This is a genomic window from Sphingomonas sp. 22176, from assembly GCF_052045505.1.
Taxonomy (GTDB): Bacteria; Pseudomonadota; Alphaproteobacteria; order Sphingomonadales; family Sphingomonadaceae; genus Sphingomonas.
The window spans coordinates 241,523-254,374 of record NZ_JBQEPL010000004.1; the positions used below are offsets into that span (position 1 = coordinate 241,523).

11 protein-coding genes are annotated in these 12,852 nt (G+C 67.8%); 5 read left to right on the forward strand and 6 right to left on the reverse strand.

Annotated features, from left to right (window positions below; genetic code table 11):
- Positions 1 to 6: 6 nt before the first annotated feature.
- The 3 genes from ACTJKY_RS15725 to fdhD form a co-directional block, all read right to left on the reverse strand.
- A complete protein-coding gene (locus tag ACTJKY_RS15725) occupies positions 7 to 1,608 on the reverse strand; it encodes a response regulator (protein ID WP_440847060.1) in 1,602 nt (533 codons plus the stop codon).
- 72 nt (positions 1,609 to 1,680) lie between these two features.
- The gene (gene mobA / locus ACTJKY_RS15730; protein ID WP_440847061.1) at positions 1,681 to 2,211 is read right to left on the reverse strand and encodes a molybdenum cofactor guanylyltransferase; all 531 of its coding nucleotides are present in this window, start codon (positions 2,209 to 2,211) and stop codon (positions 1,681 to 1,683) included.
- The gene (fdhD, locus tag ACTJKY_RS15735; RefSeq protein WP_440847062.1) at positions 2,208 to 2,957 is read right to left on the reverse strand and encodes a formate dehydrogenase accessory sulfurtransferase FdhD; all 750 of its coding nucleotides are present in this window, start codon (positions 2,955 to 2,957) and stop codon (positions 2,208 to 2,210) included. The genes mobA and fdhD overlap by 4 nt, the downstream gene beginning before the upstream one ends.
- Positions 2,958 to 3,022: 65 nt before the next feature.
- Between fdhD and ACTJKY_RS15740 the strand changes: the two genes are divergently transcribed.
- Together ACTJKY_RS15740 and ACTJKY_RS15745 are read left to right on the forward strand one after the other, a co-directional pair.
- Entirely contained in the window at positions 3,023 to 5,284 is a 2,262-nt protein-coding gene (locus ACTJKY_RS15740; RefSeq protein ID WP_440847063.1) for an FdhF/YdeP family oxidoreductase, read from the forward strand.
- A gap of 101 nt (positions 5,285 to 5,385) precedes the next feature.
- A complete protein-coding gene (locus ACTJKY_RS15745; RefSeq protein WP_440847064.1) occupies positions 5,386 to 7,605 on the forward strand; it encodes a beta-glucosidase family protein in 2,220 nt (739 codons plus the stop codon).
- Positions 7,606 to 7,650: 45 nt separating this feature from the next.
- On the opposite strand, the gene ACTJKY_RS15750 is transcribed toward ACTJKY_RS15745, so the two are convergent.
- The 3 genes from ACTJKY_RS15750 to ACTJKY_RS15760 form a co-directional block, all read right to left on the reverse strand.
- Positions 7,651 to 8,670, reverse strand: a complete 1,020-nt coding sequence (locus tag ACTJKY_RS15750) for an oxidoreductase (protein WP_440847065.1) — start codon at positions 8,668 to 8,670, stop codon at positions 7,651 to 7,653.
- A 90-nt stretch (positions 8,671 to 8,760) separates the two neighbouring features.
- Positions 8,761 to 9,273, reverse strand: coding sequence for a GAF domain-containing protein (locus ACTJKY_RS15755; protein WP_440847066.1), 513 nt, complete (start codon positions 9,271 to 9,273; stop codon positions 8,761 to 8,763).
- The gene (locus ACTJKY_RS15760; RefSeq protein ID WP_440847067.1) at positions 9,270 to 10,196 is read right to left on the reverse strand and encodes a GGDEF domain-containing protein; all 927 of its coding nucleotides are present in this window, start codon (positions 10,194 to 10,196) and stop codon (positions 9,270 to 9,272) included. Before ACTJKY_RS15760 ends, ACTJKY_RS15755 begins: the two co-directional genes overlap by 4 nt.
- Before the next feature lie 196 nt (positions 10,197 to 10,392).
- On the opposite strand from ACTJKY_RS15760, the gene ACTJKY_RS15765 reads away from it, so the two are divergent.
- From ACTJKY_RS15765 to ACTJKY_RS15775, 3 genes are all read left to right on the forward strand, one after another.
- Complete coding sequence (locus ACTJKY_RS15765; protein ID WP_440847068.1) at positions 10,393 to 11,853, forward strand: UxaA family hydrolase; 1,461 nt, start codon at positions 10,393 to 10,395, stop codon at positions 11,851 to 11,853.
- A 127-nt stretch (positions 11,854 to 11,980) separates the two neighbouring features.
- A complete protein-coding gene (locus tag ACTJKY_RS15770) occupies positions 11,981 to 12,211 on the forward strand; it encodes a hypothetical protein (RefSeq protein WP_093295391.1) in 231 nt (76 codons plus the stop codon).
- A gap of 5 nt (positions 12,212 to 12,216) precedes the next feature.
- Complete coding sequence (locus ACTJKY_RS15775; protein WP_440847069.1) at positions 12,217 to 12,741, forward strand: gamma carbonic anhydrase family protein; 525 nt, start codon at positions 12,217 to 12,219, stop codon at positions 12,739 to 12,741.
- The last annotated feature ends 111 nt before the right edge of the window (positions 12,742 to 12,852 follow it).

Here is a 12,852-nt window from a genome sequence, read left to right on the forward strand (position 1 = left end):
GCAGCCTCAGCCGCGGGCGACCGCGCGGATCTTGCGCAGCAGTTCGAGCGAATCGAACGGCTTGCGCAGGATGGTGACGTTGGGCGAGGCGATCGCGTCGAGCTTGTTCGAATCCGCGAAGCCGGTGATCAGGATCACCGGCAGCTCGGGATCACTGGCAGCCACCTGCGTGGCGACTTCGCTGCCGCTCAGCTCGGGCATCGCGAAATCAACCACGAGCGCACCGAAGCGGCGGTTCTGCACCAGCGCCACCCCTGCGGCGCCATCGGCCGCCTCCTCCACCACCGCGCCCGCCGAGCGCAGCATCTCGGCAAGCGAGGCACGCACATGCGCGTCGTCGTCGACCAGCGCGATCCTCATGCCCGTCAGGCTGATCCGCTCGTCGCGGGCGGAATCGTCCTGCACGTCGCGGCGTGGCTCGACGGTCGCGAGCGGCAACAGCAGCGTGACGGTGGTGCCCTGCCCCAGCTTGCTGTCGATCAGCAGCGTTCCCCCCGACTGGCGCAGCACGCCGAACGCCATCGACAGGCCCATGCCGGTACCTTTGCCGACACCCTTGGTCGAGAAGAACGGCTCCACCGCGCGCGCCACCACCTCCGGCGGCATGCCCATGCCGGTATCGGCGATGTGCAGCGCGACATAGTCGCCCGCGGGCACATCGGGTGCCACCTTGCCGCTGCGCAGTTCCGCCGAGATCGTCAGCGCGCCGCCTTCGGGCATGGCATCGCGCGCGTTGAAGGCGAGGTTGAGTATCGCGAGTTCGAGCTGCAGCGCGTCGGTCTGCACGTTCCACACGGGATCGATCCGTTCGATCCGCACCCGCCCGAGCGGCGCTACGGCGCGCTCGACCAGCCCGGCCATGCCGCCGACCAGCTCGGCCAGCCGCACCGACTTCACGTCGAGCCGCTGTTTGCTGGAGAAAGCAAGCAACTGCCCGGTGAGCTGGCGGCCGCGCTCCACCGCGTCGAGCGCGCTCGAGGTCCAGCGGATCACGCGATCAGCATCGTCGGGCTTGCGCGCAATCAGTTCCAGATTGCCGGCGATCGCCTGTAGCAGATTGTTGAAATCATGCGCGATACCGCCGGTCAGCTGGCCCACCGCCTCCAGCTTCTGCGCCTGAAGCAACGCCGCCTCGACACTCTCGCGCTGGGCGACTTCGCTCTTCACCTCGGCGAGTGCGGCGTCACGCTGCTCCACCATCGCGGCGAGCCGGGCATTGGCTTCCTTCAGCTTTTCCGACGAAGGTAGCCTGGTCAGCGTCGGCAGCAGCGGCCAAAGCAGGATCGCGGTGGTCACCGATGCGGCCGCCGTCACCAGCTTGATCAGCGCCTCAAGCCCGTAGAGCGGGCTGAACAGCGTCACCACGCCCATCACATGGGTCATGCCGCAGGCGAGAATGAAGATCGCGAAGCACCAGAACACCCAGCCGAACGCCAGATCCTTGCGGCTGCGCACCAGCGCCACGAGCGCGATCGGAATAGAGAAATATGACAGCGCTATCAGCGTGTCAGCGACGATATGGGTCCACAGCAACTGCGGCTGCCAGAACAGGCAATAGCCGTGGGGCGAGTAGTTGCCGCTCCAGAAGGCTGCAAACACGCTTTCCATCCATCCCCCTGCCGCCGGCCGTCGCCGACAGAAAATTGCGCACGACGTAGCGCATGCGAATGAGAAGCGGAACTAAGGAAAAAACCCGGTGACGTTCGAAAGATCGTCGCAGGAGTTGATGTTGAGAATGGGTGCCCCCCAATCGATTGCGACGGCACCGGCATGGGCCGCCCAGGCCTTCATCGAAGGCCGCGCGCCGGAGGCAAGATAGGCGTCGCACAAGGGCGCGAGCGCAGCGTCCCAGATGCCGAGCACCGGCAGCTGCGCGACGAAGCTCGATCCGGTTCGGGCGACCAGCGCTTCCAGCAGCAACGCCGGCAGCAGCGGCGTGTCGCACGGCGCGACGAGCACCCGCGCCGCGCCGCGCTCGGCTGCGGCATGCAGCGCGGCGTTGAGGCCGCCCAAGGGCCCCAGCCCCGGCGCCGGACGATCGGGGACACCGCCCTCGCCTGCCCGACCGCACAGGATCACGCCATCGCAAAGGGGAGCCAGCGCGCCGGCGACATGGTCGATCAATGCACGCCCGTCGAGCGCCGCCAGCGCCTTGTCCGATCCGAAGCGCCGCGCCTGGCCGCCCGCCAGGATCGCACCCAGCGGCTTCATGGCACCAGCCGGAGCATCGCATCCGGCCGTACCAGCGCGGCGAGGCGCAACCCGGCCTCGCGGGCGCGTTCCGCGGCCAGAGCGGTCGGCGCGGAGATCGCCGCGAGCAGCGGACAACCCGCCAGCACCGCCTTCTCGACCAGCTCGAACGAGCAGCGCGCGCTGATCAGCGCAAAGCCCCCGTCCCAGCCCAGCCCCTGCCGGGCCATCGCGCCGACCAGCTTGTCGAACGCATTGTGCCGGCCGACATCCTCCCGGACGAGCCGGATCTCGCCCTCGGCCGAGCAGAGCGCGGCAGCGTGGGCAGCGCCGGTCTCGCGGTTGAGCGGCTGATGATCGCGCAGAGCCTCCGCCGCGCGGAAGATTGCAGCCGACGTCGCCGCGCTATCGTCCTCGATCTTCGGCAGCGGGCGCAGCGCTGCTTCGAGATTGTCGATCCCGCACAGCCCGCAGCTCGAATCGGTGGTCCGATGCCGCACGCGCTCGATCACCGTCGAGGGATCGGCGAGCGTCACGCGCAGCACCACACCCTGTTCGGCCTGGTGGCTTTCCACCTCCACGGCCGCACCAAGACGCTCGGCCGCGACGAAGCCGGTGGCGAAATCCTCCAGATCGGTGGGCGTCGCCATCATCACGGCATAGCCCAGCCCATTGATTTCGATCGCGACCGGCACTTCGGGGATCAAGCTGCGTTGGAGCCGGGTCTCCGACCCGTCGGGCGTCACGCGATCGAACCACATATCCATCGGTTCAGGATAGGCGGGCGGCTCCGGTGGGGATAGAGCAAAGACAGGTTTGAAGGAGCGTGGCGATGGCCCGGGCGAAAGACGGAACGATTCACTATTCGGGCGCCGAAGGCGGTTGGGGCTCGATGCGCGGCATGGCGCTGGTGGCCGGCGCCGAGCGCCCGAGCGCCGATGCGCTGAAGACGCTCGCCAAGCAGAACAAGCCCGGGGGCATGATGTGCACCTCCTGCGCCTGGACCAAGCCCGCCAAGCCGCACATGTTCGAATTCTGCGAGAACGGCGCCAAGGCAACGCTGTGGGATCTCACCACCCGCCGCGCGACGCCCGAGTTCTTCGCCCAGCACACCCTCACCGAGCTGAAGGGCTGGAGCGATTATGAACTCGAACAGGCCGGCCGCCTGACTAACCCGATGCGCTACAACCGCGCCACCGACAAATATCTCCCCTGCACCTGGGAAGAAGCCTATCAGGCGATCGGCAAGAAGCTGCGTGGCTATGATCCCAAGAGCACGATCTTCTACGCCTCGGGCAAGGCGAGCCTGGAGACGAGCTATGCCTGGGCGCTGTTCGCCCGCCTCTATGGCCACAACAACCTGCCCGACAGCTCGAACATGTGCCACGAGACCACCTCGGTCGCGCTCAAGTCGACGATCGGGGCGCCGGTCGGTACCTGCGTGCTCGAGGATTTCGAGCATTGCGACGCGATCTTCTTCTTCGGCCAGAACACCGGCACCAACAGCCCGCGATTCATCCACACGCTGACCGCCGCCCGCAAGCGCGGCGCCAAGATCGTGACGTTCAACCCGATCCGCGAAAAGGGCCTGCTGGAGTTCCGCGACCCGCAAAGCATCCAGATGGTCACCGGCGGCAAGACCAAAATCTCCCACCAATATTATCAGCTCAAACCCGGCAGCGACATCTCGGCCATGCTCGGCATCGCCAAGCATGTGCTGGCCGAGGAGGATCGCCGCGGCGGCGTGCTCGATCGCGCCTTCATCGCCGAGCACACGCATGGCTTCGAGGAGTTCGCCGAGAAGGTCCGCAGCACCAGCTGGGAGACCATCGAGGCCGAAACCGGCCTGCCCCGCGCCGACCTGATCGAGGCCGCCGAAGTCTACATCCAGGCGGAAAGCGCGATCGGCATCTGGGGCATGGGGCTCACCCAGCATGTCGGCGGCTATGACAATGTCGCCGGCGTGGTGAACCTGATGCTGCTGCGGGGGAATATCGGCCGGCTCGGCGCGGGCGTATCGCCGGTGCGGGGCCATTCCAACGTGCAGGGTCAGCGCACCGTCGGCATCTCCGAAAAGCCCGAGCTGGTGCCACTCGATCAGCTTTCCGAACAGTATGGCTTCCAGCCGCCGCGGGACGAAGGCTACACCACCATCACCGGCTGCGAGGCGATCGCCGCGGGCAAGATCAACGCCTTTCTTGGCCTGGGCGGCAATTTCCTCCGCGCCATCCCCGATCACCGAGTGATGGAGGATGCCTGGACCGGCATGGGGCTCACCGTCCAGATCGCCACCAAGCTCAATCGCGGCCATCTGTTCTGCGGCGAGACCGCCTATCTGCTCCCCACCCTCGTCCGCTCCGAGCGTGACGTGCGCGACGGCACCCCGCAGGTGGTGACGATGGAGGACAGCCTCAGCTGCATCCACGGCTCGATCGGGGAGGCAAAGCCGGCCAGCCCGCACTTGCAGCCCGAGCTGGCGATCGTCGCCGGCATCGCCGAGGCAACGCTCGATCCCAATCCCAACGTCCCTTGGGAGGCGTGGTCGAACGACTATGCGCTGGTCCGCGACGCGATCGAGAAGACCTATCCGGACAAGTTCAAGGACTTCAACCAGCGGCTGTTCACGCCCGGCGGCTTCTTCAAGGGCAACAGCGCGCGCGAGCGCGATTGGGAGACCAAGAGCGGCAAGGCGGAGTTCACCGTGCCGGAGCACCTCAACGCGGCGGGCTTCGCGGACGAGGACGGCGTGTACCGGCTGATGACGCTCCGCTCGAACGACCAGTTCAACACCACGGTCTATGGCTATTCGGACCGCCTGCGCGGCATCGAGGGCAAGCGTGACGTGCTGCTGATCAGCCCCAAGGAGATGGCGCGCGCCGGGCTCAAGGAAGGCCAGCGCGTGGCGCTGGTCGGCGACGATTCGGACGGCGTCGATCGCGTGGTCGAGGGGCTGGAGGTGCTGCCCTTCAACCTGCCCGAAGGCTGCGTCGCCGGCTATTATCCCGAGCTCAACCCGCTGATCGCACTCCGCCACCACGACGGCGCCTCGAAAACGCCGGCGGCGAAGTCGGTGCCGGTGCGCATCCGCGCCTGACATCATTCGCCACCAAGGATCGGCCGCCGGCTCTTGTCGGCAGCCGTTCTTATGCTAGGCAGCGGACAACGTTGACAAACGATCTCGGAGGAGAGGACGACATGAAGCGACGCACCCTGAAGCTTGCAGCCCCGCTGCTCGCGCTTGCCGCCACTACGGCATTCACCGCGCCCGCGCTGGCCCAGCAGCAGACCTCGCGCCCCTGGACCAACGCCAAGCTCTCGCCCGACGCGCGCGCCAAGGCGATCCTCGCGCAGATGACCGAGGACGAGAAGCTGACCCTGGTGTTCGGCCTGTTCGGCACCGATTTCGCACCCAAGAACTTCAAGACCCCGGCCGAAGCCCGCCCGGGCTCCGCCGGCTATATTCCCGGCATTCCGCGTCTGGGCATTCCCGCGCAGTGGCAGACGGACGCCGGCGTGGGCGTCGCCACGCAGGGCAGCGCGGTCAACAAGCGCGGCCGCACCTCGCTCCCGTCGGGCATCGCCACCGCCGCGACCTGGGACCCCGCTCTCGCCTTCAAGGGCGGCGCGATGATCGGCGCGGAGGCGCGCGCTTCGGGCTTCAACGTGATGCTCGCCGGCGGCGTGAACCTGCTGCGCGAGCCGCGCAACGGCCGCAACTTCGAATATGGCGGGGAAGATCCGCTGCTTGCCGGCACGATCGTCGGCGCGCAGATCGCCGGCATCCAGTCGAACCACATCATCTCCACCGTGAAGCATTATGCGATCAACGACCAGGAGACCGACCGCAACCAGATGAACGCGGTGCTCGATCGCACCGCCGCGCGGATGAGCGACCTGCTGGCCTTCAACTTCGCGATCGAGAAGGGCACGCCCGGCTCGGTGATGTGCAGCTACAACAAGGTCGACGGGCTGTGGGCGTGCGAACAGCCTTGGCTGCTGACCGACGTTCTGCGCCGCGACTGGGGCTGGAAGGGCTTCGTGATGTCGGATTGGGGCGCCACCCACACCACGGTCGCTGCCGCCAACGCGGGCCTGGAGCAGGAATCCGGTTGGCCGTTCGACGAGCAGCCCTATTTCCGCGAGCCGCTTAAGGCCGCGATCGCCAAGGGCGAGGTGAGCAAGGCGCGCCTCGACGAGATGGCGCACCGCATCCTCCGCTCGATGTTCGCGCACGGCCTGTTCGATCATCCGATTACCAGCGCGCCGCTCGATCTCGCCCCGGCGATGCTCAAGGCGCACGCAGACGTGACCCGCGCCGATGCCGAGGCGGCGATCGTTCTCCTCCAGAACAAGGGCGATGTGCTGCCGCTGGTGGGCAGCGCCAAGCGCATCGTCGTGATCGGCGGCCATGCCGACAAGGGCGTGCTGGCGGGCGGCGGCTCGTCTTTGGTCTATCCGGTGGGCGGCAATGCGGTGCCGGGGCTCGAGCCGAAGGTCTGGCCGGGTCCGGTGATGTACCACCCGTCCTCGCCGCTGGAGGCGCTGCGCCGCCAGTTGCCGGGCGCACAGATCAGCTATGTCGACGGCACCGACGCCGCGGCAGCCGCAGCGGCGGCCAAGCAGGCCGATGTGGCGGTGGTATTCGCGACGCAATGGGCCGGCGAGTCGTTCGACGTCTCGCTCGGGCTGACCGATAACCAGGACGCGCTGATCGAAGCAGTCGCTGGAGCCAATGCCAAGACGGTGGTGGTGCTGGAAACCGGCGGGCCGGTGCTCACCCCCTGGGCCGACAAGACCGCCGCGATTCTCGAAGCCTGGTATCCCGGCACCGCGGGCGGCGAAGCGATCGCCAATGTACTGACCGGCAAGGTGAACCCTTCGGGCCACCTGCCCGCCAGCTTTCCGCGCAGCGTCTCGCAGCTGCCCAAGCCGAGCGTGCCGAACGACGGCGAGACCCGCTACGCCGAAGGCGCTGCGGTCGGCTACAAATGGTACGATGCGAAGGGCGACAAGCCGCAATTCGCGTTCGGCCACGGCCTGTCCTACACCCGCTTCGCCTATTCCGGCCTGAAGGCGACCGCCCCCAAGGGCCAGCTGACCGTGACCTTCACGCTCCGCAACACCGGCACCCGCGCCGGCGCGGACGTGGCGCAGGTCTATGTCTCGGGTGCGGGCTGGGAAGCACCGAAGCGGCTGGGCGCGTTCCAGAAGGTGGCGCTGGCGCCGGGCGCCTCCAAGACCGTCTCGGTCACCGTCGATCCCCGCCTGCTCGCCGTGTTCGACGGCGCGGCGCACCAGTGGAAGATCGCCGGCGGCAGCTACAAGGTGCTGCTCGGCCAGTCGGCGGAAGACATCGTCGCCACCACGACCGTCACTGTGCCCGCGCGCACCCTGCCGGTGAGCTGGCACCCCTGATCGGCTCGGCCCCGCGCGCTGCGAACGGCGTGCGGGGCCGGCCGTTCAACCGATAGCGATACGCCGCCCCTCGTCGGCGCTCTGGCGGGCAAGTTCGATCAGCTGGAGCCCGGCAAGCGCATCCTTGGCAGCAACCGGCGGCGCTGCGCCCTCGCGGATCGCCGCCGCCACGCCAGCATAGAAGCCCCGATAGTCGCCGCGCTCGGACGCGATCGTCTCGGTAGACCCGTCGGGCAGCGTCAGCACGCCATAGTGTGCTGGGTCCTCCAGACCGTGGTTCGGATCGCACACCGAGCCCCCAGACCGCATCGCTGCCTCCTGCGGATCGAGCCCGTATTTCACGAAGCTGCCGCCGCGCCCGTGCAGCGCAAAGCGCGGTCGCGCTGCCGCGATCATCCGCGAGCTCGCCAGCACCACCCGCCGCGTGCCGTAGAACAGAGTCACGGTGAAATAATCGTCGACCGGGCTGTTGCCGCGCTGCCGGGCGACATCACCCTGCACCGCCTCCGGCATGCCGAACAGCACCAGTGCCTGGTCGAGCATGTGCGGCCCCAGGTCGAGCAGCTGCCCGCCGCCCTCGGCTTCCTTCCAGGCCTGCGACAATTCGGGACGGAAGCGGTCCCAATGCGCCTCGAACAGCAGGATCTCGCCAAGCCGGTCGCTCGCCACCAGCGCCTGCACCGCGAGGAAGTCGCTGTCCCAGCGGCGGTTGTGGAACGGCACCAGCAATCTGCCCTGCGCCTCGGCCAGCGCGATCAGCGCCTCGGCCTCGGCCGCCGTCGGCGTCAGCGGCTTGTCGATCACGACGTGCTTGCCCGCCTCCAGCGCCGCCTTGGCGAGCGGAAAATGCGTGGCATTCGGCGTCGAAACGACCACCAGCTCGATCGCGGGATCGGCGATCAGCGCTTCCGGACTGACGGCCGGCACCCCCGGATAGGCCTTTGCTACCGCATCAGCCCGCGAGGACCCGACAGCCGCCAGTTCGAACCCGTCGACCGCCTCGATCAGCGGTGCGTGGAAGGCGGTGCCGCCTAGGCCGAAGCCGATAAGGCCGGTGCGGATCATGGCGTTCTCCCGTTACGGTACGCCTGCGACCTAGCGGCAATGTCCCGCCATTCCAAGGAGAGCGGACGCCCAGCCGGGCGAGCGGCGGGTTCAGCAGCGCCGTGGCTGGGCGCCGATCCGCTCGGCGACGGCATCCGCGAGGCGGCGCAGCTCGGCGCGCTGCCGGAAGGAAGCAGGGCCATGCGGGCGACGATCGAGCCCGCACAACGCGCCGATCGGAAACGGCCCGCTCCGCACCACCGCGCCGGTATAGTAGCGCACGGCTGGGCCACCGGTGACCAGCGGATTGGCGCGGAAACGCGGATCGGCCAGGAGGTCGGGCACGCTCAGCAACCCGTCCGGGGCGGCGACGGTATGCGAGCAGAATGCGATCGAACGCGGCAGTACCACCGGCTCGATCCCCACCGCGCAGATCATGCGCTGCACGTCGCCGTCGGTGACCGTGACCATCGCGATCGGTGTCCGCACCACCCTGCAGGTCTCGCCCAGCAATTCGTGCAGCACGGAATCGTCGGGAAGGATCGGCCGCAGGGAATCGACCGCGCCCTGGCGACTCCCCTCGTCCTGGGGCCGGAAGGCGGCGGAGAAGAAATGGAGCGTCACGCCGCCTGCCTCACTGTACCGGGCGTATCGAACGCGATGCGGATCGCGTTCTTGCCGTTGCGTTTCACTTCCAGCATCGCCTCGTCCGCCAATCCGATCATCCGTTCGGTATCCTCCGTCGCTCCCGCGTCGATCACCACCGCACCCATGCTGCAGGTCACCGCGTGCCCGGTGGAGCGCAGCGCGTCACTCAGCCGCGCATGCAGGCTTTCGGCGACCTGCTCGGGGGGCACCCCGCGCTCAATTGCGAAAAAGGCGCAGAACTCGTCGCCGCCCAAGCGGGCGAACAGGTCGTCGGGCCGCATCCGCGCCCGCGCTTCGTCGGCGAAGCGGCGCAGCACCACGTCGCCCGCGGCATGCCCATAGCGGTCATTGACCGCCTTGAAGCCGTCCAGATCCATGTAGAGCAGCAGCAGCGTGGAACCGCGACGGCGGCCGATCTGCGCCACCCGCTCCAGCTGGCTGCGAAACGCGCCCCCGTTGAGCGAGCGGGTGAGATAATCGGTGGAGGCGCGCCACAACTCGCCGTCGAGCGTGTGGCGCAGCGTCGCCACCATCAGCACGATCATGATCGCGCCTGCGGCACGCGTCCCCGTATTCCAGATGAGGACCGGGGCAGACAGCGCCTGCAGGTCGGCAAAAGGCAGCGATCCGAACCCGTTCAAGGCGGATCCGAGCACGATCGAGACCACCGCTACCAGGATGCCGGCGCGCTCGCGCAGCGTCCACGCTGCAAGAATGTCGACGAACAGATAGCCGAGCGTCATCGAGACCACCGGTCCGCTGGCCCAATCGGCGAAAACCGTGACGATCATCGCCATGCAGACCACGATCCACGCCTGCAGACGGCTCAGCCGCATCGTCCAACGGAAACTGCGCATCATCGCCCGGATCAGGGCCGATTGCGGCGGTGGTGCCTTCACGCGATCCAACTCCCCCACGGCGTTGATACCCCCCTTACAGCCCAATGGCTTAACGGCCCCGAAACACAGGCGAATGGAACTTACCGCTCAGGGAAACTACGAATGCGGAATTGGGCAGGCACGTCGTCGCAATCCACAACAAGGATGCCACGGCGCCTCTATTCGGGCGGACCTTCCCTCCCTATACTCCGAGTGGATGACTGCAGCCCTGTTCCAGATCGACCCGCGTGATCCCGTCGCCACCGCCCTGCGCCCGCTCCGAGCGGGCGAAACCGCGCTGGGCATAACCGTCACCGCCGACATTCCCCAAGGCCACAAGGTTGCGCTGCGCCCGATCGAGGCCGGGGCAGCAGTGCACAAGTTCGGCTTTCCGATCGGCCGCGCGACGCAGGCGATCGCTGTGGGCGAGCATGTCCACACCCACAATGTCGCGACCGCGCTGGCGGCGAGCGGCAGCTATGCCTACCAGCCCGCCTTCGAAGCCGCCCCGGCCGAGGCGGGGCCGACGTTCCTCGGCTATCGGCGCGCTGACGGCCGGGTGGGCACGCGCAACGAAATCTGGATCCTGCCGACGGTGGGCTGCGTCGGCCGCACCGCCGAGAAGATCGCCGAGCGCGCTGCCAAGCGCTTCGAGGGCCGGGTCGACGGCATCCATGCCTTCGCGCACCCCTTTGGCTGCTCGCAGCTGGGTGACGATCTGGCGGGCACGCGGGCGATCCTTTCGGCGCTTGCCAACCATCCCAATGCCGGCGGCGTGCTGCTCGTAGGGCTTGGCTGCGAATCCAATCAGATGCGCGGCATGTTGGAGGGTATTTCTCAGCCCAATCTGCGCACGATCGGCGCGCAGGCAGCGGAGGACGAGGTTGAGGAAGGTGTCGCGCTGGTCGGTGAGCTCATCGATCAGGCGGAGCGCGCCGTGCGGACTGAGGCGCCGCTCGAATCGCTCGTGCTGGGCGTCAAATGCGGCGGCTCGGACGGGTTTTCGGGCCTAACCGCCAACCCCCTTGTCGGCCGCATGAGCGACGCGGTCACCGCCGCGGGCGGCACCGCGATCCTCACCGAAATTCCCGAAATCTTCGGGGCCGAGCAATTGCTGATGGCGCGGGCGGAAAGCGCGCCGGTGTTCGACAAGATCGTCGGGCTGGTGAATGGCTTCAAAGCCTATTTCACCCGCCACGGCGAGCCGGTGTCGGAAAACCCCTCCCCGGGCAATCTCGCCGGCGGCATCACCACGCTCGAGGAAAAGTCGCTCGGCGCGGTGCAGAAAGCCGGGCACGCGATCGTCACCGACGTTCTGGGCTATGGGGAGCGCGTCCAGCGCAAAGGCCTCGCTCTGCTCGAGGCCCCGGGCAATGACGCGGTGTCGTCCACGGCTCTCGCCGCGGCCGGCGCGACGGTCATTCTGTTCACCACCGGCCGCGGCACCCCGCTCGGCTTCCCCGTGCCGACGATCAAGATCGCCTCGAACAGCGACCTTGCCGCGCGCAAACCCGGCTGGATCGATTTCGATGCGGGCCAGGTCCTCGCCGAGGACATGGCGGCGGCGGGCAGCGCCCTGCTCCAGCGAATCGTCGCGATCGCCTCGGGCACGCCCACCGCGGCGGAACGCAATGGCGAGCGGGAGATCGCGATTTGGAAGCGCGGCGTTACGCTCTGAGGGGCGATTTGTTCCCGAGAAAATGCGGCGGATGCATGCTGCATCGCGGCGATCCGCAATTCCCCTGGATTGATGCTGAAAGCTGAACGGGTTAGCCCTGAAAGCGAGCAGAGATCGGGTGGATGCAATGGCTGAATTCTTCGTGTTCATGTACGCAATGGCCGCTGGCTTCGTGCTGCTGACGATGCAGCGCAACCGCCGCGAACAGCGCGCCGATGCACCGATCGTGACTCTGGTCGGCTGGGGCCTGTTCTCGCTCTCCTCCACGCTGGCGCTGCTGCTCGGCGCGGTCGCGCTGGCACTCGCACTCGGCATGCACATGCCGCTGCCCGCCGGTTTCGAGAGCTTCGCGCTGTAAGCCGCATGCCGCTGTACGCCTTTGGGGGCAAGGCGCCGCAGGTCGCCGCGGATGCTTGGGTCGCACCGAGCGCCGAGTTAATCGCCGACGTGCAGGTGGCGAGCGGCGCCAGCATCTGGTTCGGCGCGGTGATCCGCGCCGACAACACACCGATCGTCATCGGCACCCGCAGCAACATCCAGGAAGGCGCGCTGCTCCATTCGGATCCGGGTGCGCCGCTGACCATCGGCGAGGACGTCACGGTGGGCCATCACGCAGTGCTCCACGGGTGCACGATCGGCGACGGGACGCTGATCGGCATGGGGGCGATCCTCCTCAACCGGGCGGTGATCGGCGCCGAATGCCTGGTCGGCGCCGGCGCGCTGGTCACCGAGGGCAAGGAATTTCCCGCGGGCCATCTGATCCTGGGCAGCCCCGCCCGCGCCGTGCGCCCGCTCGACGAGGCCCAGCGCGCGATGCTGCGCGCGAGTGCCGCGCTCTATGCCGCCAAGCAGCGCGAATATGCGACGGGCCTCACCCGAATCGACTGATTCGCGCACTTTCCGGCATTGGGTCGCACCCGGCCGCCTTCGCCGGGCAGCCATGCCGTAGCGTCGCAGCTCTCCGCCTAGACAGGCTTCGTAGCTGCGGTATCACTCGGG

What these genes read in the sequence shown, in the direction of transcription:
- ACTJKY_RS15725 (WP_440847060.1), bottom strand. Translation starts at nt 1,608, where the DNA reads ATGGAAAGCGTGTTTGCAGCCTTCTGGAGCGGCAACTACTCGCCCCAC.
- mobA (WP_440847061.1), bottom strand. Translation starts at nt 2,211, where the DNA reads ATGAAGCCGCTGGGTGCGATCCTGGCGGGCGGCCAGGCGCGGCGCTTC.
- fdhD (WP_440847062.1), bottom strand. Translation starts at nt 2,957, where the DNA reads ATGGATATGTGGTTCGATCGCGTGACGCCCGACGGGTCGGAGACCCGG.
- ACTJKY_RS15740 (WP_440847063.1), top strand. Translation starts at nt 3,023, where the DNA reads ATGGCCCGGGCGAAAGACGGAACGATTCACTATTCGGGCGCCGAAGGC.
- ACTJKY_RS15745 (WP_440847064.1), top strand. Translation starts at nt 5,386, where the DNA reads ATGAAGCGACGCACCCTGAAGCTTGCAGCCCCGCTGCTCGCGCTTGCC.
- ACTJKY_RS15750 (WP_440847065.1), bottom strand. Translation starts at nt 8,670, where the DNA reads ATGATCCGCACCGGCCTTATCGGCTTCGGCCTAGGCGGCACCGCCTTC.
- ACTJKY_RS15765 (WP_440847068.1), top strand. Translation starts at nt 10,393, where the DNA reads ATGACTGCAGCCCTGTTCCAGATCGACCCGCGTGATCCCGTCGCCACC.
- ACTJKY_RS15770 (WP_093295391.1), top strand. Translation starts at nt 11,981, where the DNA reads ATGGCTGAATTCTTCGTGTTCATGTACGCAATGGCCGCTGGCTTCGTG.
- ACTJKY_RS15775 (WP_440847069.1), top strand. Translation starts at nt 12,217, where the DNA reads ATGCCGCTGTACGCCTTTGGGGGCAAGGCGCCGCAGGTCGCCGCGGAT.